Genomic DNA, 22,836 nt, shown 5'->3' with positions numbered 1-22,836 from the left:
CTGACACGCCTAGTCAATCGAGGGTCGATGGCGTCAGCCGTGATCCCGCATGATGCGGCCGGCGTCCCGCTTCCACTCCCGCTCCTTGATATGCTCGCGCTTGTCGTGCGCCTTGCGGCCCTTGGCCAGGGCGAGCTCGACCTTGGCGCGGCCACGGCCGTTGAAATAGACCGTGAGCGGCACCAGCGTCATGCCCTCGCGCGCCACCGCGCCGTGCAGCTTATTGATCTCGCGTGCATTGAGCAGCAATTTGCGTGGCCGCTTCGGCTCGTGGTTGAAGCGGTTGCCATGGCTGAATTCTGGGATGTTCGAATTGACCAGCCATACACCGCCGTCCGCGGTCACTTCGGCATAGCTCTCGGCGATCGATCCTTCACCCGAGCGCAGGCTCTTCACTTCGGTCCCGGTCAGCGCGATCCCCGCCTCGAACGTCTGCTCGATGGCATAGTCGAACCGCGCGCGCCGGTTCTCGGCAACGATCTTCTGCTTGTCGAACGTGGCAGGTTTGGGACGGGCCATGGGCCGGGCGATGTAGGCGTGCCAGCGGCCGAAGGGAAGCTTTAGTGAAAGGGCGGCTGCAGCGGGTCGTCGCCGAACCGGTTTGGCCCGACCGTACCGGGCAAGACGAGAAAGACGATCATCATGACCAGGATCGCGAAGCTGAGCAGGTTGATCAAGGAAACCATCGACATCGATTGCATCGCCTGCTGGAACGCGGGGTTGGCCATGTCGGGCGGACCGCCAGGCTTTACCGCCGACATCGACGCCATCATCGTAAGGTAGCGCGGAAAGAACGACGCCATGACGACCGGCGATACGATCTGCATGGCGTAATAAGGCGCCGACCACCAACCCGAGCGGTCGCTGTCGTGCAGCCGGCGCACGACCGCCGCCGCCGTCAGGACAAAGAACAGCACGGCGGCCACCAGGGTCGTCATGATCATGTTCTGCATCATCGGCATCATCAGCCGGAACATGGCCTGTGGATCACTGTCGAACCGGTGCGGATCGCTCTGCAGTATCGGCATCATCTGGTCGAACCACGACGTCATGAGCGGGATCATCGCGATCGCCACAAGCACAAACTGGACGATGTAGACGATGAGGATCCAGAGCCAGAAAGGCTGACGATTTTCCCTGCCCTGGAAATCGACGATGCCGGTCAGGTGCCGGGTCAGCAGGTTCATGGCGAATGCCCCTCGCAATCCGGGCCGAGCCTAACGCCAGCGCACCGAATTGAAAGCCCTCACTTGCCCGCGGGCAAAGCCTTGGTTCGTCGAGCTACGGACGATCCGTCGCCAAACCCCAGCTTTAGCACCGATTAGCGCATCTACATTGACCGTTTTATATCCTATCAGGATGATGGGAATAACGGATCGAGAGGGAAATGGCCGTCCCTCTGGCGAACGCCACCGTCAGGCCTGCGGCTTTTGATGGGATGCAGCTTGCTCCGCGTAACCAACGGCTAAAGCGCGATGCAGGGCTGCGTGACGCCCGGCTTCGTTGTCCCCGAATGAAGGGAATGAAACGATGCGATGTCATGACTCCGTTCACTCGATCGACTGATCGACTGCTACTGATCGCCTGACGATCACGCCGACCGGCACCGCCGGTGGCGCACGCCCGAATTCCATCGAACATCCGTGCCCTGAGAGGGTGCGGCCGGAGGCGGCTGCCTGCGGCAAAGGGGACCCTTTTGCCTGATGTCCAAGTATCTTTTCCTGACGACCCTCAGCCTGACGGCGATGGCGTCCGCTCTTCCGGCGGTTGCATACGCCGACGATAAGGCGGCGCCGACAGGCGCGGCCAGCGTCGTGCCCAATGCGGTCGCCGATACCGATGCTAATTCGGAAGGCGGCGACATCGTCGTTACCGCGCGGCGGCGCGCCGAAAGCGCGCAGGACGTGCCGATCGCGCTTAGCGTGGTTGACGACAAGGCGCTGGCCGCGACCGGCAGTTATTCGCTGTCGCAGATCCAGCAGCTCGTCCCCAGCCTGCAAGTGTTCAGCTTCAACCCGCGCAACACCAACGTGAACATCCGCGGCCTCGGCTCGAACGTGGCACTGACCAACGACGGTCTGGAGAACGGCGTCGGCATCTATATCGACAATGTCTATTACGGCCGCGTAGGCCAGTCGCAATTCGACCTCGTCGACCTGCAGCAGATCGAGGTGCTGCGCGGCCCCCAGGGGACGCTGTTCGGCAAGAATACCACCGCGGGCGCGATCAACATCACCACGCGCGCGCCGAGTTTCGACCCCGAAGTGTCGGCCGAGGCGTCGCTTGGCGACTACGGCTATCGCCAGTTTCGCGCCTCCGCCTCCGGCGCGCTGATCGGCGACGTCGTCGCTGCCCGGCTGAGCATCGCCGATACGAAACGCGACGGTTTCCTGACCAACGTCCATGACGGCAGCGATTCGGCCAATTATTACAATTTCAGCCTGCGCGGGCAGCTGCTGATCAAGCCGGGCGACCGCCTGTCGATCAAGCTGATCGGCGATTATTCGCATCAGAAGCAGCATCATGTGCTTCAGGTCCTGTCGGGCTTCTTCGGGACCTATGACGACGGCACGGCGATCGCCAACAATTTCCTCAACCGCACCAGCCGGGCCGGTTACACGCCGCTGCCCTTCGCGCCGTTCGCGCGGCTCGGCGATTCCGACAGTCCTTATCAGGCCAACATGAAGAGCTACGGCGCTTCGGGACAGGTCGACTGGGACCTCGGCCGCGCCGCCTTGACCTCGATCACTGCCTATCGCTGGTGGGATTGGGATCCGAAAAACGATGGCGACGCCACGGGCCTGCCTGTCGTCACCAAGTCGCAACAGGCCAATCGCCAGCGCCAGTTCAGCCAGGAATTGCGTCTGGCATCAAAAGGCGACAACCGCATCGATTACGTTATCGGCGCCTATTACTTCTGGCAGATCGTCAAGGGAAAGGGCGCGGTCGCTTACGGGTCGGCGGCGCCGAATTGGTACCTACCCACCACCAACGCTGCGGTCGCCAACGCGGCGCTCCACGGGTTCGAAGCGGATTCGACCTCTACGCCGACGACACACAGCTATGCCGCCTTTGGCCAGGCGACGTGGAACGCGACCAGCCGCCTGAAACTCACCCTGGGTCTGCGCTATACCCATGAAAAGAAGGACGGCGCGTTCAACCAGTTCTGGGCAGCCGGCACGGATCCCGCCAACTTGTCGCCGGCGGCCGCCTCCGCGGTGATCGCGATCCGCAATCAGTTCAATCCGGTCACGTCCTATGCCACCAGTTTTACCGACGACAACGTCTCGCTGCTCGCCAATGTGTCGTACAAGATCGCGCCCGATGCGCTGATCTACGCCACCTATTCACGCGGATCGAAGTCGGGGGGGCTCAACCTGACGTCGCTGCCGGCCGGCATCACTCCTGACGTCCGACCCGAACGCGTCAATGCCTACGAAATCGGGCTGAAGGCGCAAGCGTTCGACAAGCGGCTCACCGCGAACCTTGCCGCATTCTGGACCGACATATCCGATTACCAGACCGCGATCACCGAACCGTCACCGGGCGGCCTCACCTATCGCCAGTACATCTCGAACATTCCCAGCGTGCGATCGCGCGGCGCCGAAGCCGATCTCAGCTTCGCGCCGACGCGTCTCGTCAGTCTGAATGCCTCGGCATCCTATACCGACGCGGTCTATATCGATTACCCGAACGCACCCCAGGCACCCGAGCGGCTCGACGTGGGATCGGTCCAGAACCTCAGCGGTAAGCCGCTCGCGGGCGTTCCCAAATTCACCTACACGCTGGGCGCCGACATCGCGCAGCCGCTTGGCAGTATCGGGGGCCGGGCGTTCCGGCTCTACGGCCATGCCGATTTCGCGCATCGCTCGTCGCTGAATACCTCGTCGACCAATTCGCGCTACGCCCAGGTGCCCGGCTACGGCGTGCTCAACGCTCGCATCGGCGTGCGGCCCGAAAGCGTTCTCTGGGACCTCTCGGTCTGGGCCCGAAATCTCACCGATACCAAATATTTCCAGACGCTTGCTGCCGCCAATACCGGCCTGATCACCGCATTGCTCGGGGATCCGCGAACGGTCGGCGCCACCCTCCGCTTCAAATTGTGAGGTGAACCATGGCTAGCCTGTTCCCACCCCGCTTCCGGCACTTCACGGCCCCGACCGACGATGCCGAGCCCGGCCGTCCGACTGCCTGGCGCCTGATCGCCTTGTCGGCGGTGGCTGTGCCGGTCGCCGCGGCGGGGCTGCCGCTCGCCGTCTATCTACCGCCGATCTATGTCCAGGATCACGGCCTGTCGCTCGGCGCGATCGGTCTGATCTTCCTGATCGGTCGGCTGTGGGACGCGTTGCTCGATCCGTTGGTCGGCACGCTGAGCGATCGTACCCGCACTCGTTTCGGCCGGCGCCGCCCGTGGATCGCGGCGGGCGGCATGCTATTCGCGCTCGCGGCGGCGTTCCTGTTCTTTCCCCAAGGACAGGTGTCGGTCGGCTATCTCGCGGCGACCCTGTTCTTCTTCTATCTCGGCTGGACCGCGATCCAGATTCCGCTCCTCGCCTGGTCGGGGGAGATATCGGGCCGCTATCATGAGCGCACGCGGATCGCGACATTCCAGACGGTCGTGACAGCGTCGGCGCTGCTGCTGACCCTGATATTGCCGACCATCGCCGACCAATGGCGTCCGGGAGACGGCAGGTTGAAGCTCGCGCTGATGGGCGGGCTGGTGCTGGCGGCGATCCTGCCCGGGCTTGCGCTCACGCTGACGGCCTTTCCCGAGCAGCCGCTGCCCGAAGCGCCGGCACGCCGCCGTCCGATCGGCCGGACGATCCACACGGTGCTCGCCGATCCGTTGCTGCTGCGCGTGCTCGGTTCCGATTTCGCGGTAACGCTCGGCCAGAACATCCGCGCATCGCTGATCGTCTTTTATGTCAGTTTCTTCATGCACCGGCCCGATTGGGCGGCCGGGCTGTTCCTGTTTCAGTTCGTGTTTGGTGTGTCGGCCGGTCCGATCTGGCTCAAGATTGGATACCGGCTGGGCAAGCATCGCACCGCCGTTGCCGGAGAGATTGTCCAGGTCGTCATCAACCTCGGCTTGCTGCTGGTAACGCCTGATCGCTTTGGTTTGCTGCTCGCCCTGACCTTCGCTCAGGGACTGGCACAGGGTTCGGGCAACCTGATGCTTCGTGCGATCGTCGCCGATATCGCCGACAAGCACCGGCTCGACCATGAAGAGGATCGCACCGGACTCTATTTCTCGGTGTTCAGCTTGGCCGGCAAGGCGGCGACCGCAGCCGCCGTCGGGATCGCCCTGCCGCTCGTGTCCTGGCTCGGTTTCGATCCCAAGGCGGTCAACAGCCCCGCCACCCTGCAGAGCCTCGCTATCGTCTTCGCGATCGGCCCCGCCGTCGCTCACGCCTTTTCCGCCTGGCTCGTCAGCGGCTTTCCGCTCGATGAGGCGGCGCATGCCGAAGTCCGCCGCGCGCTGGACGCCCAGGGGGCAGCCCTCGCCCCCGCCGAATGACCCCATAAACCCCGAAGGAGACGTGCAATGACCAATCTTGTCCATGAATTCGTGAATGCGCGGGATGCCGACGCCCTGCTCGACATCGTGCCGGTCGCCGGGCGGATCGGCGCCGAAATCCGCGGCGTGAAACTGTCCGGCGAGCTCGACCAGGTCAGCATCGCCGCGATCCGCGCCGCTCTAGTCCGCCACAAGGTGATCTTCTTCCGTGACCAAGATCATCTCGACGACGCCGCGCAGGAAGCGTTCGCCGAAAAGTTCGGCAATCCGGTCGCTCACCCAACCGTGCCGGTCGTGCCGGGCAGCAAGTATCTGCTCGAGCTCGATTCGAAGGAAGGCTATGCCGCGTCGAGCTGGCATACCGACGTGACCTTCGTCGACGCCTATCCCGAGGCGTCGATCCTGCGGGCGATCACCATTCCCGCCGCCGGCGGCGATACGTTATGGGCGAACGGCGTCACGGCCTATCAGGAACTGCCTGACAGCCTGCGGACCCTGGTCGACACGCTCTGGGCGCTGCACACCAACCTCTACGATTATGCCGGCACGTTCGGCGCCGATCGCCAGCGTGCCGAGGAGCATCGCAAGGTATTCGCCTCGACGGTCTACGAGACCGAGCACCCGGTCGTCCGCGTCCACCCGGAATCGGGCGAACGTGCGTTGTTGCTCGGCCATTTCGTCAAGCAGTTCGTTGGGCTGAACGCGGCGGATTCGCAGCGGCTGTTCTCGATCCTGCAGGACCACATCACCAAGCCCGAGAACACCGTGCGTTGGCGCTGGCAGCCCAACGACGTCGCGATCTGGGACAATCGCGCGACCCAGCACCGTGCGATCGCCGATTTCGGGCCGCAACGCCGGACCCTGCGCCGGGCGACCATCGCCGGTGACGTGCCAGTAGCGATCGACGGTAGTCGCAGCCGGGTGATCAAGCCCGAGTTGGTCGCGGTCGCAGCCTGATCGAACTGGATGGGGTGGCGACTGCTGCCCCATCCTGGCGCCGCGTCCGTGTCACGCCGGACGCGGCGTCGAAACCTTCATCGCCGGGTCATAGCCCCGCTACGGCCATCGCCGCGTCGACCGCGGCACGGCTGGCGTCGTTCGGCTCCGTCATCGGCAGGCGGAGATGCAGCGGCCAATCCGGCTTGAGCTTGCCCAGCGCATATTTGACCGGGCCGGGGGAGGCGTCGGTGAACATCGAGACGTGCAAAGGGTAAAGCCGATCGTGGAGCGCCAGCGCCGTGGCACGATCGCCGGTGGCCCAGGCGGCCTGGAACTCCGCGCACAAGCGCGGCGCGACATTCGCGGTGACCGAGATACAGCCGACTCCGCCCATCGCGTTGAACGCCAGCGCGGTCTCGTCATTGCCCGACAATTGGACGAAATCCGTGCCGCAGCCCAGCCGTTGCTCGGTCACCCTGCCAAGACTGCCGGTCGCGTCCTTCACGCCGATAAATATCTCGGGAAACGCCTTGACGATCCGCGCCATCGTCGTCGGCTGGATATCGGTGACGGTTCTTCCCGGCACATTGTAGAGCACGATGGGCAACGGTGTTTCGCGCGCGATCGCCTCGAAATGGCGGAAGATGCCCTCCTGGCTCGGGCGGTTGTAATAAGGCGGCACCATCAACGCGGCATCGGCGCCCGCAGCCTTGGCGGCATGGACGTTCGCGATCGCGACCCGCGTGTCGTTGGACCCTGCACCGGCCAGGATGGGCACGCGACGATTGGCCTGTTCGGCACAGACGCGCACCGCGTAGAAATGCTCATCGGCAGTCAGTGTCGCTGCTTCGCCAGTCGTCCCGACCGGCACCAATCCGGCCGATCCCTCGGCTATCTGCCACTCGACGAGTTCGCGATAGGCGTCCTCGGCGAAAGCGCCATCCGCCCCGAAAGGCGTGACCAGTGCAGGGATCGATCCCGAAAACATGCTTAAACGCTCCCGCGCGGCGGCGATCCGCCGTTTTTTCGTTGTTTTATATCCTGACAGATAGGGCGGGAGAGCATATCCTGTCCACATGCTTGCGTTGTTCAGAAGCGGGATCGCCGCCGCCGCCCTTTCAGGGATGGCGGCGACGGGTATGGCGTTCCAGGACCAGCTCGAATGGGCCAAGTCCAAATTGATGGGCGCGCCGAGCGCCGACCCCAGGTCGGTCAGCGCCTTGTCGGCGGCGATCACCGAGTGGCGCTCGCTCAGGCAGACCAATAGCGCCCCGTTCGAAAGCTACGCTCGTTTCCTGCTCGCGCATCCGGGTTGGCCGGGCGATGTCGCGATGCGCCGCGCCGCCGAAGCGTCGCTGGCGATGCCCGGCTGGTCGCCATCGACCGCGGTTGCCTTCTTCCGCCGCTATCCGCCGCAAAGCGGTACGTCCTGGGTTCGCTTCGCCGAGGCATTGACTGCGACGGGTTCGTTGGACGATGCGCGGACGGCCGCACGCAACGCCTGGGCTCAGGGCAGCCTGACGCCTACCGACGAGAGCAAGGTACTGACGACCTGGCCCGACGCGCTGCTGCCCAAGGACCAGGACGTGCGGATGGACCAGCTGCTGTGGCAGGGCCAGACCACCGCGGCGGCGCGCCAGCTCGCGTTCACCAGCGCCGCGCGCCGCCCGCTGTTCGCGGCGCGGCTAGCTCTGCGCACCAACGCCCCTGACGCCGGTAATGCCGACGCGATAGGCGCCGGCGATCCCGGCTATCTGGCCGACAAAGCAATCTGGCTGACCAACACGGGCGCCGCGGGATCGGCGCGCGCGCTGCTGGCCCGCCCGCACAATTTCACGAGCCGGCCGCTCGATGTCGACCGCTGGTTCGACCTGCTGCTGCGCAATGCGAAGGCTGCGGTGGAGGCGGGCGACTATTCGACCGCGTACAATATCGCGAGCCAGGTCGACGACGCCTATCCGACCGGTACCGACATTGCGCTGCGCCCCCTCGCCGAGCGCGATCCCTATACCGATCTGGTGTGGCTTGCCGGACAGACTGCGCTCAAGCGCCTAGGTCGTCCGGCCGACGCGATCGGCATGTTTGTCCGTTATACCGGCGGGTCGCGGTCGACTGCGCTCAAGTCCAAGGGCTTCTATTGGGCAGGACGCGCCGCCCAGGCCGCCCGGCAGAGTGATGAAGCAACGCGCAACCTCACTGCGGCGGCGCGCTATGGCGATCAATTCTACGGCCAGCTAGCGGCCGAGCGCCTTGGCCAGCCGCTGCTCGCTCCGGCCGAGCCGACGCCTCCGTCGATTCCGCCCGCCGAACGCTCAGCCTTCTACAATAATGAGGTCGTCCGCGCGGCGCAGTTTCTCGGCACGGTCGGCGCGCATGAGGATCAAAGCCTTTTCCTGCGTCAGATCGCAAACCTTGCGAGCACCGTCGACGACCATGTGCTGGCCGACGAATTGGCCCGGACGCTTGGGCGGCCCGATCTGTCGGTGATGGTCGGACGCAGCGCGCTGTTGAACGGCGTCACCGATTATAGCCGCTCCGGATTCCCGACGGTCAATATACCCGCATCCTCGGCGTCGAGCTGGACGATGGCGCATGCGATTATGCGCCAGGAAAGCCAGTTCGACCGCTCGTTGATCAGCCGCGCCGGCGCGCGAGGCATGATGCAGCTGATGAACGGCACCGCGCGCGAGCAGGCCGGCAAGCTTGGCCTCGCCTGGGATCAAGGCATGCTGCTCAGCAGCACCGACTATAACATCGAGCTTGGTACGGCCTATTTCCAGCGGCTCTACAATCAATATGGCAGCTACCCGCTGGCGATCGCGGCGTACAATGCCGGCGGCGGCAATGTGAACAAATGGCTCGCCGCGAACGGCGATCCGCGCACCGGCACGGTCGACTGGGTCGACTGGATCGAGGCGATACCGTTCGACGAAACCAAGCGCTACGTCCAGCACGTGCTCGAAAACGCGGTAGTCTATGACCTGATCAACCCGCAGAGGTCGCTCTCGAGCGGCAATGCGCGGCTGAGTTGGTATTTGGGCAACAAGCGGCCGGGCTGACTGTCGGCTTTCAAATCTCATCGCCATCCCGGCGAAAGCTGGGATCTCAGGCGACGACGCGGTACGGCTAGAGACCCCAGCTTTCGCCGGGGCGACGGATAGAGAATGAACGACCGCCCCAACTATATCACCCCTGCCGGCTTCGCCGCGCTGCGCGCCGAATATGAGCAGCTGTTTGCCGAGGAGCGCCCGAAGCTTGTCGAGACCATCGCCTGGGCGGCCGGCAATGGCGACCGGTCGGAGAATGGTGACTATATCTACGGCCGCAAGCGCCTGCGCGAGATCGACCGCCGGCTTGGCTGGCTGTCGAAGCGGATGAAGGCAGCGAAGGTGGTCGATCCGGCGCGACAGCCCGACCGCAGCCGCGCCTGGTTCGGCTGCACGATCACGATCGCCGACGAGGACGACAACCACCGCGCCCTGACCCTGGTCGGCGACGACGAGGCCGATGCCGGTAAGGGGTTGGTAGGATGGAATGCCCCCCTCGCCCGTGCGCTTCGCGGTGCCGCGATCGGCGATTTGCGCCGCGTCACGCTGCCGGCGGGCGAAAAGGAATATGAGGTCATCGCACTGGCCTATCCGCCGCTCGATGCTTCTGGAGCGTAACGGAGCGTTTCCTTCGCTTGGCTGGTCGCCGCTGTCGATGCATTCTAGATCAAGCTCGTAACGACGAGGAGATCGCCATGCCCATTCCTGCCAATTGGTCGTCCCAGCTTCAGTCCCTGCTGCGGATCGTGACTGCGCTCGGTTTCATGCAACATGGCGTGTCCAAGTTCTTTGGCATTCCGCCCTTTCCGATGCCGCTCAATCCTTTGCTCTACGCTGCGGGAACACTCGAACTGGTCGGCGGCGGGCTGTTCCTGCTTGGCCTCTTCACTCGACCGGTAGCGTTTATCCTGTCGGGCATGATGGCCGTCGCCTATTTCATGGCACACGCGCCGAAGAGCTTCTTCCCGGCGGTCAATGGCGGTGAGCCGGCGATGCTCTACGCCTTCATCTTCCTGTTCTTCGCTGCGGCCGGCGCGGGAGCGTGGAGCATCGACGCCATGCGTAGCCGTCCGGCCTCGCAATAAGGCCGCTAATTCGGGCGCGATTGCGCAAGCCGTGTCGCGCCCGCTATCACCGGCGTCATGACCGACGAGACTCATGGGCGCAACATCGCGTTGCTGATCGACGCGGACAATGCCTCGTCGCAAACCCTCGATCCGGTGCTGACCATTCTCGCTGAACTCGGCACGGTCAACATCCGTCGCGTCTACGGCAATTGGTCCAAGCCCGCGCTCAAGGGATGGCGCGACCAGACGGTCCGTTACGGCATCGAGCCGCAGCAGCAGTTCGACCTCACCAAGGGTAAGAACGCGACCGACATGAAGATGACGATCGACGCGATGGACCTGCTCTATCGCGGCCGCGTCCACGGCTTCGGTATCATGTCGTCGGATTCGGACTTCATGCCGCTGGCGATGCGGATTCGGCAGGACGGCCTGCCCGTTTACGGGTTTGGCACGTCGAAGACGTCCGAGGCGTTTCGCCAGGCGTGCACGCGGTTCATCGACGTCACCGCGCTTCGCCCCGCTCCCGCCCCGGAGACCGTCAACGGCAACACGAGTGCCGCAGCCGGGGGCAAGACCGCCATGGACCCCGAGCTGCTCAAGCTGCTGGTCGACGCCTATGATGCGGTGAAGCGCGACGAGCGCGGGTTCGTCAACCTGTCCGAACTCGGCGAGCGGGCGGGCAATCGCTCAAGCTTCGACGCGCGAAATTATGGTTACAAGCGCCTTTCCGACCTGATCGAAGCAGTACCCAATTTCCAGACGGAGCGCCGCGATGGCGGCCGCATCTACGTCAAGCGCGTGCGGTAGCTTCTTCGCGCGACATCATCCCACTGGCCGCCGTGCGCGCATCGCCTGGGCGAGCGTGCCCTCGTCGAGATAGTCGAGCTCGCCACCGACGGGCAGGCCGTGGGCCAATTGCGTAAGTCGGACCGGAAACCGTTCGATCCGTTCGGCGATGTAATGGGCGGTGGTCTGCCCTTCGAGCGTGGCGTTCATTGCCAGCACCACTTCGTCGATCCCGCCGGCTTCAACCCGGCCGACCAGTTTGGCGATCGCCAGATCCTCGGGCCGCACGCCGTCGAGCGCCGATAATCGCCCGCCGAGCACGTGATAGCGCCCCGGAAACAGCCGCGAGCGTTCGAGCGCCCATAGATCGGCGACTTCCTCGACCACGCACAACGACCGTTGATCGCGGCGCGGATCGGCGCACACCGCGCACGGGTCGCTGGTGTCGACATTACCGCAGGTCGAGCAGGTAGCGAGCTTCCGATCCACCGCCTCCAGCGCAGCGAGCAACGGCCCCAGCGCGGCCTCGCGCTTCTTGAGCAGATGGAGCACCGCCCGCCGCGCCGAGCGGGGCCCTAGTCCGGGGAGCCGGGCCAGCGCCTGGGTGAGCGCTTCGATTTCCTGCGATGCCATCCGGAACAAATAGGGGGTTGCGTGCCCCCCTGCCAAGGGGCGAAAGGCAGATCCCATGCGGATCGTCTTCATGGGAACCCCGGATTTCGCCGTTCCGGTGCTCGACGCCCTGATCGGCGCTGGCCACGACGTCGTGGCGGCATACAGCCAGCCGCCACGTGCCGGCGGGCGTCGCGGCAAGGCGCTGACCCCCTCCCCGGTCCAGGCGCGCGCCGAGACGCTGGGGATCGAGGTGCGCACGCCGCTGTCGTTCCGTAAGGAGCCGGGGGCGATCGAGGCCTTTGCGGCACTGGCGCCCGACGTAGCGGTGGTAGCAGCTTATGGACTGATCTTGCCGCAGGCGGTGCTTGATGCGCCGCGACTGGGCTGCCTCAACGTGCATGGCTCCTTGCTGCCAAGGTGGCGTGGCGCGGCCCCGATCCAGCGTGCGATCCTGGCTGGCGATGCCGAAACAGGCGTTGGCATCATGCAGATGGAGGCTGGACTAGATACGGGCCCTGTTCTGCTTGAGGAAAGCACCTCAATCGACGGAAAGACTTCGGGAATTCTGTCCGCTGAGCTGGCCGCAATGGGCGCCCGGCTGATGGTGCGCGTGCTCGAGGATCCCGCTGCCTTCTCGCCCCGGCCCCAGCCGGAAGATGGCATCACCTACGCGTCGAAGATCGACAAGGCCGAGGCGCGGATCGACTTCACCCGCTCCGCCGCGGAAGTCGAACGCCAGGTCCGCGCGTTCAACCCGGCGCCGGGTGCTTATTTCGAATATGCCGGCGAACGGATCAAAGTGCTCAGCGCCGCCGTAATGGACCTGTCGGGCGGGCCGGGTGAGGTTCTCGACGGCCAACTGACCATCGCCTGCGGCCAGGGCGCTATCCGTCCGCTCGCGGTGCAGCGCGCGGGACGCGGCGTCATGACGTCAAACGAGCTTTTGCGCGGCTTTTCCATCGACATAGGCACGCGCCTGTGACGCGTTTCGCGCTGACGGTGGAATATGACGGCCGTCCTTTCATGGGTTGGCAGCGGCAAGATCATGGACCGAGCGTGCAAGCCGCGATCGAGCGCGCCGCCAAGGAAATCCTGCAGGAACATGTCACCGCGCATGCGGCCGGTCGTACCGATGCCGGCGTCCATGCGCTGGGCATGCGTGCGCACCTTGATGTCACGCGGGCGATCACGCCGTTCCGCTTGATGGAAGCGCTCAATGCGCGGTTGCGGCCCGATCCGGTGGCGATCCTCGAGTGCGAGGTAGTGCCCGACGATTGGCATGCCCGCTTCTCGTGCCTCGCCCGCCATTACGAATATCGCATCGTCTGCCGCCGCGCGCCGCTGACCTGGGAAAAGGGGCTGGCGTGGCGCGTGCCGCAGGAACTCGATGCCGCGGCGATGCACGATGCCGCGCAAATCCTGGTCGGACGGCACGACTTTACAACTTTCCGCTCCGCGCACTGCCAGTCGGACAGCCCGGTCAAGACGCTCGACCGCCTCGACGTTGTCCGCGACGGCGCGCGGATCAGCATATTCGCCTCGGCGCGGTCGTTCCTGCATCACCAGGTGCGGTCGATGGTTGGGTGTCTGGAGCTCGTCGGCCAGGGCAAATGGTCGAAAGGCGACCTTGGGGCGGCGTTGGAAGCGGCGGATCGCGCCGAATTGGGATTCAACGCACCGCCGGATGGCCTGTACTTCCTGCGCGCGGACTATCCGCCTATCGGCTGAACCGCGCCGCAAGCTCGACATGGGTCGACCAGCGGAATTGGCCGACCGGCTGGACCCAGTCGAGACGATAGCCACCTTCGCAAATCACCTGAGCATCCCGTGCGAAACTGCTGGGATTGCAGGACACATAGGCGATGACCGGTGTGGTCGCTTGGGCCAGAGCAGCCGCCTGATCCCTTGCCCCCGCGCGCGGCGGGTCGAGCACGACCGCGCCGAACCGGCCGAGTTCCTCCACCGTCAGCGGCCGGCGATAGAGATCGCGATGATCGGCGAACACCTGCCGCCCCACCCTCGCAGCGGCGCTTTTCAATGACATAATGGCGTCACGTCCTGCTTCGGCCGCATAGACGCGCGCCGGGGCCAGGGAGAGCGCGAACGTGCCGAGCCCCGCAAACAGGTCGGCGATCGTGCCTGTCTGCCCGACCGCTTCCCGCACCGCGGCGATCAACGCCGCCTCGCCGTCGCGCGTCGCCTGAAGGAAACTGCCCGGCGGGAACGGTACTGCCACCTCCCCTAAAGTGATGGTGACTGGATCAGGCTCCCAGCGCACCTCGGGTCCCATGCCGTCATCGGTCGCGAAGCGGGCGACCTTGTGCTGCTGGCAAAACGCGATGATCGCCTCCGCCGCTTCCAGCCCGTCGAAGCTCGCGCCGATCAGTAGATCCACACCCTGATCGCATGACGTCATCTGGATATCGGCGCGGCGGCGTTTCAATCCCAGGCGTGCCAGCAGCTTGCGCAACGGTGCCACCAGGGCGAACAATTCCGGCGCAAGTATATGACATTTCTGAATATCGACGATTGCATGACTACCGGCCTCGGCGAAGCCCAAGCGTATCCGACCGCCCTTGGCCTCGGCGTGGAGCGAGGCCCGCCGCCGCGTCCTGGGCGGCGAAAGGATCGGCGTGCGGATATCGGCTACCAGCTCGTGGGCGGCGAGCGCACCGGCGATGCGGTCGGTAATGAACTGGGCGTAGCTCGCATCGTCGAGATGCTGGAGCTGGCACCCGCCACAGGTCGGGAAGTGACGGCAGGGCGGTATCTGGTGATGCGGGCCAGGCGTGATCGAGCCATCGGCGTTGAGCGTATCCCCCGGCGCCGCCAATGCCGCATGACGTCCATCCGCCGTGGCGCCCTCGCCACGCGCAGCGACGCGAACGATCGTGTCCGCGGTCATCGCAGGCATTCCGCAATCGCGCGTGGCAGGCAGGGGATCAGATCGTCCGCGGCGAAAGCCGGTCCGGCGAGCTGCGCGGCGCGACCGTGCAGCCAAACGGCGGTCTCAGCGGCCGCGAGCGGCGTCACGCCTCCGGCAAGCCGCGCGCCGAGGAGGCCGGCAAGCACATCGCCAGTGCCTGCCGTCGACAACCAAGGCGAGCCTCCGGCATGGACCCGCATATCGCCCTGAGGCGTCGCGATGACCGTATCAGCGCCCTTGTGCACGATGACCGTCCCAGTTTCCGCCGCCGCCGCGATCGTGCGATCGATCTTGCTCCCCGCCCCCTCACCGAACATGCGGTCGAACTCGCCGCTATGCGGAGTCAGGCAGGTCGGCGCTGCGCGACCGCGCAGCCGGCCGGTATCGCTCCCGATCACACTCAGCGCGTCGCCGTCGAGCACCAACGGCCGTGTCGAGGCGATCGCCGCGTCGAGATATGCACTCATGCCTTCATCACGTCCCAGTCCGGGGCCGACGATCACCGCGCCGGTGCGTTCGTCGTTCAGCAGAGTGTCGAACTCCGCGAGTGGTCGATGGACGATCGCGTTCGGTCCCTGGCCGTCGTAGTCGCCGACGCGCACGACATAGCCGGCGCCGCCATGCAGCGCCGCATTCGACGCGAGCCCCGCGGCACCGGGCATGCGGCCCTGCAGGACCGCCACCAGGCCGCGAGTATATTTCTGGCTTTGGGGGCCGGGAGCGCTCAGGCGCGGCATCGCGACTGTCCGCCACGTCGTCGCGATGGGAATACCGATATCGTCGAGCAGGACGTGCCCGCAACGGTCGAGACCGTTGCCGAGCAGATGCGCCGGCTTGAGCGCGCCGAGCGCAAGAGTGACCGTGGCGCCGGCGGCCCCCAGGTCGCGGCCGAAGTCGGTGTCCATGCCCGAGGGCAGATCAATGGCGAGAGTGAAATGGGCCGCGCTCACCAACCGCTGCAAGTGGCCGGCCATATCGGGCGCGAGGGGGCGAGTCAGGCCGGTTCCGAACAATCCGTCAACGACGATCGGCCGCGCCGGCGCATCGGCAAGGTCGACCACCCGACCGGTCCATTTAGCGCGCATAGCGGCGGCCGCGCCGGCCTTTGCCTCGCCAAGCGCCGCGACCGTGACGTCATGCCCGCTCGCTTGCAGCAGGCGCGCCGCGACCATGGCGTCGCCGCCATTATTGCCGGGACCGGCGAGCACCAGGACTGGGCGCCCCATCGCAAAGCGGGCCACCTCGCGCGCAACGGCGGCCCCGGCCCGCTCCATCAGATCGGCTTGCGGAACCCCGCTCGCGAACACCGCTTCTTCCGCCGCGCGCATTGCGGCGGCGGTGACGACCGGGAAGCCTTCATTCGAAATCATTTGGTCGCCTTAGCGTCCTTGCCTTTCATCGTCGCGGGCAAACGGAAGCGGTCGCCGCCTATCGCCACTTCGATCTGATGATCGTCGACGATGGTGACCTTGGCCGGCTCGGCACCGTCGGCGGCGATGACGCCACGCCCGTCCTTGACCACCAGCAGGCGGCGGAATCCGCCGTCGGGCTTGTGGACGGTCAGGATCAGCCCCTCGGCCGATTGCACGCGATCGAGCGTGCATTGGCGCGAGAATGCGGCATTGCCCGCAGGCGCGCAGACGATGCGGCCATCGTCCTCGGCATCCGAGCTTGCTTGGGCAAGCGCGTTGTCGAACTCGCTATTGCCGCTGCCGGCCGACGATCGCGGGTCGGCCGAACAGCCAGTGAGAATCAGAACAGCCGCGAGCGCGCTAGATATCCGCGTAGACATGTTTTTCGGCCGCCGCTCCGGGATGGGTCACGGCGCCCTTATAGGCAGGGCCGACATTCTGCGCATAGCGCCACAAAGCGCCCGACCCATAATCGGACACCCGCGCCTTCCACGCCTTGCGCCGCTCGGCCAGCACGTCCTCGGCCACGTCGAGATCGATCGTGCCCGCCTCGGCATCGATCCGGATCATGTCACCATCCTCGATCAGCGCGATCGGGCCGCCTTCCGCCGCTTCGGGCCCGACATGGCCGATGCAGAAGCCGCGCGTGCCGCCCGAGAAACGGCCGTCCGTGATCAAGGCAACCTTCTCGCCCATGCCTTGCCCGTATAGAGCCGCGGTGGTCGCTAGCATCTCGCGCATGCCGGGGCCGCCCTTGGGCCCTTCGTAGCGGATGATCAGCACTTCGCCCTCGTTGATCCGGCGCTCCTCGACAGCGGCGAAACACTCCTCCTCACAATCGAACACGCGCGCCGGCCCAGCGAATTGCAAGCGGTGCATGCCGGCGACCTTCACGATCGCGCCATTGGGCGCCAGGGTGCCGCGCAGTCCTACGACACCGCCGGTCGGGGTGATCGGCGTCTTGGCGTCATAAATGACCTTCTGATTGGGATTCCACGTAACTTCGTCGATATTCTCGGCCAGCGTCTTGCCCGTCACCGTCAGGCAATCGCCGTGGAGAAAACCTTCGGCGAGCAACGTCTTCATCAGCATATAGACGCCGCCTGCCTCGTACATGTCCTTGGCGACATATTGCCCGCCGGGCTTGAGGTCCGCGCAATAGGGCGTGGTCTTGAAGATCTCGGCGACGTCGAACAGATCGAACTCGATCCCCGCCTCGTGCGCCATCGCGGGCAGATGCAATGCCCCATTGGTCGAACCGCCGGTCGCGGCGACGATCCGCGCGGCATTCTCGAACGCCTGGCGCGTGCAGATGTCGCGCGGGCGGATGTTCTTCGCCAGCAATTCCATCACCTGGGCGCCGGCGGCGACCGCCACCTGCTCGCGCGATGTGTAAGGAGCTGGAGCCATATTACTGTTTGGCAAGGATAATCCAATCGCTTCACCAACGCACGCCATGGTATTGGCGGTGTACTGGCCGCCGCAGGCGCCGTGGCCAGGGCATGCGACCTTTTCAAGCTCGTGAACCTCGGACAAAGGGCAAGCGCCGGCGGCATATTTGCCAACTACCTCGAACACATCGACCACGGTGACGTCGCGGTCGTGAAATCGGCCCGGCAGGATCGAGCCGCCATAGACGAAGATCGACGGCACGTTGAGGCGGAGCATCGCCATCATCATGCCGGGCAGTGACTTGTCGCACCCGGCAAAGCCGACCAGCGCGTCATAGCAATGGCCGCGCACCGACAGCTCGACCGAATCGGCAATCACCTCGCGGCTGACCAGCGAGGATTTCATCCCCTGGTGCCCCATCGCGATACCGTCGGTGACGGTGATCGTGTTGAAGCGCCGCGGCATGCCCCCACCCTGCTCCACGCCGCGGCGGCAGGCATTGGCCTGCGCGTCGAGCGTGGTGTTGCACGGTGCCGAGTCGTTGCCCGCGGAGGCGACGGCGACGAACGGACGCGCGATCTCCTCCTCGGTCAGGCCCATGGCGTAATAATAGCTGCGGTGAGGGGCGCGCTCCGGACCGACAGAGACGTGGCGGCTGGGGAGTTTCGATTTGTCGAATATATGGGTCATGGCGCGACCGCCTATGTCGCGGGAAGGCCCATTTGCGCAAGACTATTGCTGAGAAAGGTGTGGCGGGGAGCGGCCGAAGCCGCTCCCACGACCGATGACGTCCGGTTTGTAGCCGGAGACCATGCGCGGGCGCGGCGTGGAGACGGACCTGCGTGATCGTCACTCAGCAAGTTGAGGGCCAGTTGAGGACTCGTGCCGATGACGATGGTTAAGCCCCTCGGGGCGGTCCCGCACTGGCACGCCAATCTGTCACGCGAGTGTCGATTCGAGACACCACCAATCGGGTTGGGCTGCGGTGATCGACTGAGCGGCGGCGGTGCGCGCAGGCTCGCTATCGAACAGAGCGAAGCAGGTGGCGCCGGAGCCGGACATGCGGGCGAGGATAACGCCGGGTTGGGCGGCGAGGAGATCGATTACGGCGCCGATGATGGGAGCGATCGCGCGCGCAGGCGCTTCGAGGTCGTTGCGGCCTCCTATCGCTACCTCCAGCCAATCCGTCATGCCCGGCTCGTCCCGGCATCCACCGTGCGGCACAGCTCTGGCGCTGGCGGTTTGCGGCGCAGTGGACCCTGGCACAAGGCCGGGGTGACGGGGAAGTAGAGGGCCGCGGTCGATCCTGTCCCAACCCTTGAAGACGGCCGCGGTCGAAACCCCGACTCCCGGATTAACGAGCAGGACGGGCGTACCAGCCAGGCCTTCGACCGGTTCCAGCCGCTCACCGCGACCGCCTCCGATTGCACTATGTCCGAGCAAACATGCCGGCACGTCCGAGCCTAACCCAAGCGCGATGTCCGCTAGGGCGGACGGATCGACACCCTTCAACCGCGCCAGCGCACGCAACGTCGCGGCGGCATCGGCCGACCCGCCGCCGATTCCCGACGCGACCGGCAAATGCTTGTCCAGCGTGATCGCGAGCGGGGGCAGCGACCCATGCGCCGCGGCGAGGGCGTTTCGCGCGGCCAGGACGAGATTGTTGCCCTCACCGCTCAACGCCGCCGCAAAGGGGCCCGTCAGCGCGAATTGGTCCCGATCGCTTTCCTCGACGGTCAGGGTGTCGCCGTCGCGCAGGAACGCAAACAACGTCTCGATCTCGTGATAGCCGTCGGCGCGCCGGGCGCGAACGTGGAGCGCGAGATTGATCTTGGCCGGAGCCGCTTCGACGATCGTCACGAGCGTGTCCTGGCCGGGCCGTTGAGGATCTTGGCGTCGAGCCGGGAAGTCGCGTCCGGCTTTGCCACCACCCGCGCCGCCTTCCAGGCGTAGCGTGCTTCATACCGGCGCCCGACCGCCCAATAGACGTCGCCGAGATGCTCGGCGATCTCGGCATCGACGGGAGAAGCGGCCCCGGCGGATTCGAGCAGCGGCAGCGCGCGATCGGCGTCCCCGCGCCGGAAATAGGCCCAGCCGAGAGAATCGGCGATGGCGGGCTGGTTCGGCGCCAGGGCATTGGCCTTTTCGAGCATCGCGACCGCCCGCGCCGCGTCGCCGCCGTGCTCGATCAGCGAATAGCCATAATAATTGAGCGCGACCGCCTGATCTGGACCTAACGTTACTGCCCGTTCGAGCGCGGCACGCGCCAGTTCCCAACGTCCGGCCTTGTCATAGGCGGATCCGATCTGCAGCCAGACCGCCCAGCCGGCATCGTCGCCGAGCCTGTCGCGCGCCATTTCATACGCCACTGCCGCTTCCAGCGGCCGGTTCGCGATCAGCAGCATATTGCCGTAATGCTCGGCGCTGTCGGCATCGCCGTCGGGCGCCTCGGCGAGCGCCTTGGCGGCGGCGATCGCCGCCGGCACGTCGTCCTTGGCGCGCAGCACCTCCACGCGGATCGATTGGGCAAGCGTGTGGTAGGCCGTACCCGGCGCGATCTCGCCCAGCACCGTCAGCGCGCGATCGTGCGCGCCTTGGCGTTCAAGCGCGGCGGCGAGCAACAGGCGAGCACGGCCGTCCTGGGGGTCGAGGATCAGCGCCGAGCGCGCCAGCGTGATCGCGATCGGGATCGTACCGGAATCCGTCAGATCGGCGGCAAGGCGCGTGTAGAGCCGCGCGATGCCGATCATCGGCGTCGCCTTGACGGCACGAAGTTGGCTCCGCACCGTCGCCACTTCGGGATCGGGGCCGCCGAGCAACTCGTGCGCGAGAGCATCATTGCCCTGCCCCATCAGCAATTCCGCGGCCGAATAGCGCAGATCCAGGCCACCGCTGCTGCCGCGCAATTCGGCCGACAGCGCCTTGGCAGCACCAGGAATGTCGTTCCGCGCGATCAGGATCAGCGCGCGCTGTTCGAGCAAGATGTGCTGGATGGCGCCGGAGCGCGCGGTCGCCGCGAGGCCCGCCGTGGGATCGCCTCCGCGGCCGAAATCCTGCCAGGCGCGGACCGCGGGGACGAAGAAGTCGAACGGCGTCTTGTCGAGCGATGCCAGTGCCTTGTCGACGGCGGCAGGGCTGCCGTTCTTCACCGCATCGGCGAGCAGCAGCAGCTTGGCGTCGTTGGGCGCATCGGCGCCCAGAGCCGCCACGGCACGATGCGCGAGCGCCAGGTCGCCCGCCGCCATTGCCTGGCGAAACGCGCGGTTGGCGACGGTCGGATCGCCGGGCGCGGCGGTCAGCGCGATTCCATATTGCTGCGCTGCGACGCCGACATTGCCGTTCGCCGCAGCGATCCGCGCGCGGCCGAACGCGCCATAATCGTCGGCCTGCGCGCCTGCCGGAACGAACGCGGACGCCAGCGCGGCACATGCGGCAAAAGCGGGCTTACATATTGGGATAATTTGGTCCTCCGCCGCCCTCCGGCACCACCCAGACGATATTCTGGGTCGGATCCTTGATGTCGCACGTCTTGCAATGGACGCAATTCTGCGCGTTGATCACGAAGCGCGGATTGCCTTCCTCCTGACCGACGATTTCGTAAACGCCTGCCGGGCAATAACGCTGCGCCGGCTCGTCATACATCGGCAGATCATACTCGACCGGGATATTGGGGTCCTTGAGCGTCAGGTGAACCGGCTGATCCTCCTCGTGATTGGTGTTCGACAGAAACACCGAGGACAGTCGATCGAACGTCAGCACGCCGTCGGGCTTGGGATAGTCGATCGGCTTGACCAGGTCCTTGCGCCAGAGCGTCGTATGATCGGCGTGATGCTTCATCGTATAGGGCATGCGGATGCCCCAGCTTTCGAGCCACATGTTGATGCCCGACAGGATCGTGCCGAGGAATTGGCCATATTTTTCGACCAGCGGCAGGACGTTGCGGACGACCGACAATTCCTTCTTCACCCAGCTCGCATCATAGGCGTCGGGATAGGCGGTGAGCTCGTCGCCTTCGCGTCCCGCCTGGACCGCGTCGAACGCGGCCTCGGCGGCCATCATCCCCGATTTCATCGCGGTATGCGTGCCCTTGATCCGCGGCACGTTGAGGAATCCCGCGCTGTCGCCGATCAGCGCCGCGCCGGGCATCACCAGCTTGGGCACCGCCTGATAGCCGCCATCCGAAATCGCGCGCGCGCCATAAGACACCCGCTTCGCGCCCTTCAGGATCTCGGCAATTGCCGGATGCGTCTTCCAGCGCTGCATTTCCTGGAACGGGGAGACATAGGGATTGGAATAATTGAGCCAGGTCACGAAACCGAGCGCGACCTGGCCGTTCGCCTGGTGATAGAGGAACCCGCCCCCGTCCGAGCCGGTTTCGCTCAGCGGCCATCCCTGGGTGTGGATGACGCGGCCCGGCTGATGCAGTTCGGGATCGATGTCCCACAATTCCTTGATGCCGAGACCATAGACCTGCGGCTCGCAATCGGCGCGCAGATCGAACCGGTCGACCAATTGGCGCGTCAGATGCCCGCGAGCGCCTTCGGAGAAGAAGGTGTATTTGGCGTGGAGCTCCAGTCCGGGCTGATAATCGGGCTTGTGTGATCCGTCGCGGGCGACGCCCATGTCGCCGGTCGCGACGCCCTTCACCTTGCCGTCGTCGCCATAGAGAATCTCGGCCGCGGCGAACCCTGGAAAGATTTCCACTCCGAGCTCTTCGGCTTGCCCCGCCAGCCAACGGCACAAATTGCCCAGGCTGCCGGTATAAGTGCCCTTGTTGTGCATGAAGCCGGGCGTGAACACATGCGGCATCCCGAACCGCTTTTTCTTGGTCAGGATCCAGTGCTGGTTGTCGGTGACCGGGGTCTCGGCCATGGGACAGCCCTTGTCCCGCCAATCGGGGATCAGCTCGTCCAGGCTACGCGGATCGACCACGGCACCCGACAGGATGTGCGCGCCGACCTCCGAGCCCTTTTCGAGAACACAGACCGAAATCTCCGCGCCCTTTTCGGCCGCGAGCTGTTTCAGGCGGATTGCCGCCGAGAGGCCAGCCGGCCCGGCGCCGACGATCACCACGTCGTACGGCATCGACTCGCGTTCGCTCATCCCTTTTCCTCCCTTGGGACCTTTTTCGGAC

Annotated in this window: 20 protein-coding genes; 9 read left to right on the top strand and 11 right to left on the bottom strand. The window is 65.5% G+C overall.

Going from position 1 to position 22,836, the window contains the following annotated elements:
- Positions 1–33: 33 nt before the first annotated feature.
- On the bottom strand, positions 34–519 hold the full coding sequence (smpB, locus tag Q0L25_RS08070; RefSeq protein WP_296613182.1) for an SsrA-binding protein SmpB: 486 nt from the start codon (positions 517–519) through the stop codon (positions 34–36).
- Between the two features lie 41 nt (positions 520–560).
- A complete protein-coding gene (locus Q0L25_RS08065; RefSeq protein WP_296613180.1) occupies positions 561–1,187 on the bottom strand; it encodes a DUF805 domain-containing protein in 627 nt (208 codons plus the stop codon).
- Positions 1,188–1,703: 516 nt separating this feature from the next.
- Between Q0L25_RS08065 and Q0L25_RS08060 the strand changes: the two genes are divergently transcribed.
- Genes Q0L25_RS08060 through Q0L25_RS08050 form a run of 3 tightly spaced genes read left to right on the top strand, consistent with a single transcriptional unit; the run spans position 1,704 to position 6,475 of the window.
- On the top strand, positions 1,704–4,106 hold the full coding sequence (locus Q0L25_RS08060; RefSeq protein WP_296613178.1) for a TonB-dependent receptor: 2,403 nt from the start codon (positions 1,704–1,706) through the stop codon (positions 4,104–4,106).
- Positions 4,107–4,114: 8 nt separating this feature from the next.
- Complete coding sequence (locus Q0L25_RS08055) at positions 4,115–5,518, top strand: MFS transporter (RefSeq protein WP_296613176.1); 1,404 nt, start codon at positions 4,115–4,117, stop codon at positions 5,516–5,518.
- Between the two features lie 27 nt (positions 5,519–5,545).
- Entirely contained in the window at positions 5,546–6,475 is a 930-nt protein-coding gene (locus Q0L25_RS08050; protein WP_296613174.1) for a TauD/TfdA family dioxygenase, read from the top strand.
- Between the two features lie 88 nt (positions 6,476–6,563).
- Here the strand turns inward: Q0L25_RS08050 and dapA are convergent, their stop codons facing one another.
- Positions 6,564–7,445 carry a 4-hydroxy-tetrahydrodipicolinate synthase gene (gene dapA / locus Q0L25_RS08045; protein WP_296613171.1) on the bottom strand — a complete coding sequence of 294 codons (882 nt, stop codon included), beginning with the start codon at positions 7,443–7,445 and terminating at the stop codon, positions 6,564–6,566.
- An 88-nt stretch (positions 7,446–7,533) separates the two neighbouring features.
- Here dapA and Q0L25_RS08040 point away from each other — a divergent pair, with 88 nt between their 5' ends.
- The 4 genes from Q0L25_RS08040 (at position 7,534) to Q0L25_RS08025 (ending at position 11,378) form a co-directional block, all read left to right on the top strand.
- Complete coding sequence (locus Q0L25_RS08040) at positions 7,534–9,516, top strand: lytic transglycosylase domain-containing protein (protein ID WP_296613170.1); 1,983 nt, start codon at positions 7,534–7,536, stop codon at positions 9,514–9,516.
- A gap of 105 nt (positions 9,517–9,621) precedes the next feature.
- The gene (locus Q0L25_RS08035; RefSeq protein ID WP_296613168.1) at positions 9,622–10,122 is read left to right on the top strand and encodes a GreA/GreB family elongation factor; all 501 of its coding nucleotides are present in this window, start codon (positions 9,622–9,624) and stop codon (positions 10,120–10,122) included.
- Positions 10,123–10,199: 77 nt separating this feature from the next.
- The gene (locus Q0L25_RS08030; protein WP_296613167.1) at positions 10,200–10,589 is read left to right on the top strand and encodes a DoxX family protein; all 390 of its coding nucleotides are present in this window, start codon (positions 10,200–10,202) and stop codon (positions 10,587–10,589) included.
- A gap of 57 nt (positions 10,590–10,646) precedes the next feature.
- Complete coding sequence (locus tag Q0L25_RS08025; protein ID WP_296613165.1) at positions 10,647–11,378, top strand: NYN domain-containing protein; 732 nt, start codon at positions 10,647–10,649, stop codon at positions 11,376–11,378.
- A 15-nt stretch (positions 11,379–11,393) separates the two neighbouring features.
- Here the strand turns inward: Q0L25_RS08025 and recR are convergent, their stop codons facing one another.
- On the bottom strand, positions 11,394–11,990 hold the full coding sequence (recR, locus tag Q0L25_RS08020) for a recombination mediator RecR (protein WP_296613164.1): 597 nt from the start codon (positions 11,988–11,990) through the stop codon (positions 11,394–11,396).
- 55 nt (positions 11,991–12,045) lie between these two features.
- Between recR and fmt the strand changes: the two genes are divergently transcribed.
- Both fmt and truA read left to right on the top strand, forming a co-directional pair.
- Positions 12,046–12,954 (top strand): methionyl-tRNA formyltransferase, encoded by a 909-nt coding sequence (fmt, locus tag Q0L25_RS08015; RefSeq protein WP_296613162.1) that lies wholly within the window; start codon positions 12,046–12,048, stop codon positions 12,952–12,954.
- Positions 12,951–13,700: a tRNA pseudouridine(38-40) synthase TruA gene (truA, locus tag Q0L25_RS08010; protein WP_296613161.1), complete on the top strand. Its 750-nt coding sequence runs from the start codon at positions 12,951–12,953 to the stop codon at positions 13,698–13,700. Before fmt ends, truA begins: the two co-directional genes overlap by 4 nt.
- Here truA and Q0L25_RS08005 read toward each other — a convergent pair.
- From Q0L25_RS08005 to Q0L25_RS07975, 7 genes are all read right to left on the bottom strand, one after another.
- A complete protein-coding gene (locus Q0L25_RS08005) occupies positions 13,690–14,877 on the bottom strand; it encodes a class I SAM-dependent RNA methyltransferase (protein ID WP_296613159.1) in 1,188 nt (395 codons plus the stop codon). The two genes, truA and Q0L25_RS08005, sit on opposite strands and share 11 nt — an antisense overlap.
- Entirely contained in the window at positions 14,874–16,268 is a 1,395-nt protein-coding gene (locus Q0L25_RS08000) for an NAD(P)H-hydrate dehydratase (protein ID WP_296613158.1), read from the bottom strand. Before Q0L25_RS08000 ends, Q0L25_RS08005 begins: the two co-directional genes overlap by 4 nt.
- Complete coding sequence (locus tag Q0L25_RS07995; RefSeq protein ID WP_296613156.1) at positions 16,265–16,690, bottom strand: hypothetical protein; 426 nt, start codon at positions 16,688–16,690, stop codon at positions 16,265–16,267. Before Q0L25_RS07995 ends, Q0L25_RS08000 begins: the two co-directional genes overlap by 4 nt.
- On the bottom strand, positions 16,671–18,392 hold the full coding sequence (gene ilvD, locus Q0L25_RS07990) for a dihydroxy-acid dehydratase (protein WP_296613155.1): 1,722 nt from the start codon (positions 18,390–18,392) through the stop codon (positions 16,671–16,673). The genes Q0L25_RS07995 and ilvD overlap by 20 nt, the downstream gene beginning before the upstream one ends.
- Positions 18,393–18,641: 249 nt before the next feature.
- Positions 18,642–19,562, bottom strand: coding sequence for a 4-(cytidine 5'-diphospho)-2-C-methyl-D-erythritol kinase (locus Q0L25_RS07985; protein ID WP_296613153.1), 921 nt, complete (start codon positions 19,560–19,562; stop codon positions 18,642–18,644).
- Complete coding sequence (locus tag Q0L25_RS07980; protein ID WP_296613151.1) at positions 19,559–20,947, bottom strand: tetratricopeptide repeat protein; 1,389 nt, start codon at positions 20,945–20,947, stop codon at positions 19,559–19,561. The genes Q0L25_RS07985 and Q0L25_RS07980 overlap by 4 nt, the downstream gene beginning before the upstream one ends.
- 199 nt (positions 20,948–21,146) lie before the next feature.
- Complete coding sequence (locus tag Q0L25_RS07975) at positions 21,147–22,805, bottom strand: electron transfer flavoprotein-ubiquinone oxidoreductase (protein WP_296613150.1); 1,659 nt, start codon at positions 22,803–22,805, stop codon at positions 21,147–21,149.
- Positions 22,806–22,836: the final 31 nt, after the last annotated feature.

This window comes from Sphingomonas sp. (assembly GCF_024508665.1).
Classification (GTDB): Bacteria; Pseudomonadota; Alphaproteobacteria; order Sphingomonadales; family Sphingomonadaceae; genus Sphingomonas.
This window is presented reverse-complemented; position numbering and strand designations above follow the sequence as displayed.

What these genes read in the sequence shown, in the direction of transcription:
- Q0L25_RS08050 (WP_296613174.1), top strand. Translation starts at nt 5,546, where the DNA reads ATGACCAATCTTGTCCATGAATTCGTGAATGCGCGGGATGCCGACGCC.
- fmt (WP_296613162.1), top strand. Translation starts at nt 12,046, where the DNA reads ATGCGGATCGTCTTCATGGGAACCCCGGATTTCGCCGTTCCGGTGCTC.
- Q0L25_RS08005 (WP_296613159.1), bottom strand. Translation starts at nt 14,877, where the DNA reads ATGACCGCGGACACGATCGTTCGCGTCGCTGCGCGTGGCGAGGGCGCC.
- Q0L25_RS08040 (WP_296613170.1), top strand. Translation starts at nt 7,534, where the DNA reads ATGCTTGCGTTGTTCAGAAGCGGGATCGCCGCCGCCGCCCTTTCAGGG.
- Q0L25_RS08035 (WP_296613168.1), top strand. Translation starts at nt 9,622, where the DNA reads ATGAACGACCGCCCCAACTATATCACCCCTGCCGGCTTCGCCGCGCTG.
- ilvD (WP_296613155.1), bottom strand. Translation starts at nt 18,392, where the DNA reads ATGACCCATATATTCGACAAATCGAAACTCCCCAGCCGCCACGTCTCT.
- Q0L25_RS08025 (WP_296613165.1), top strand. Translation starts at nt 10,647, where the DNA reads ATGACCGACGAGACTCATGGGCGCAACATCGCGTTGCTGATCGACGCG.
- Q0L25_RS08060 (WP_296613178.1), top strand. Translation starts at nt 1,704, where the DNA reads ATGTCCAAGTATCTTTTCCTGACGACCCTCAGCCTGACGGCGATGGCG.
- Q0L25_RS08030 (WP_296613167.1), top strand. Translation starts at nt 10,200, where the DNA reads ATGCCCATTCCTGCCAATTGGTCGTCCCAGCTTCAGTCCCTGCTGCGG.
- dapA (WP_296613171.1), bottom strand. Translation starts at nt 7,445, where the DNA reads ATGTTTTCGGGATCGATCCCTGCACTGGTCACGCCTTTCGGGGCGGAT.
- Q0L25_RS07995 (WP_296613156.1), bottom strand. Translation starts at nt 16,690, where the DNA reads ATGTCTACGCGGATATCTAGCGCGCTCGCGGCTGTTCTGATTCTCACT.
- Q0L25_RS07975 (WP_296613150.1), bottom strand. Translation starts at nt 22,805, where the DNA reads ATGAGCGAACGCGAGTCGATGCCGTACGACGTGGTGATCGTCGGCGCC.
- recR (WP_296613164.1), bottom strand. Translation starts at nt 11,990, where the DNA reads ATGGCATCGCAGGAAATCGAAGCGCTCACCCAGGCGCTGGCCCGGCTC.
- Q0L25_RS08065 (WP_296613180.1), bottom strand. Translation starts at nt 1,187, where the DNA reads ATGAACCTGCTGACCCGGCACCTGACCGGCATCGTCGATTTCCAGGGC.
- smpB (WP_296613182.1), bottom strand. Translation starts at nt 519, where the DNA reads ATGGCCCGTCCCAAACCTGCCACGTTCGACAAGCAGAAGATCGTTGCC.
- Q0L25_RS07980 (WP_296613151.1), bottom strand. Translation starts at nt 20,947, where the DNA reads ATGGCGGCGGGCGACCTGGCGCTCGCGCATCGTGCCGTGGCGGCTCTG.
- Q0L25_RS08000 (WP_296613158.1), bottom strand. Translation starts at nt 16,268, where the DNA reads ATGATTTCGAATGAAGGCTTCCCGGTCGTCACCGCCGCCGCAATGCGC.
- Q0L25_RS08055 (WP_296613176.1), top strand. Translation starts at nt 4,115, where the DNA reads ATGGCTAGCCTGTTCCCACCCCGCTTCCGGCACTTCACGGCCCCGACC.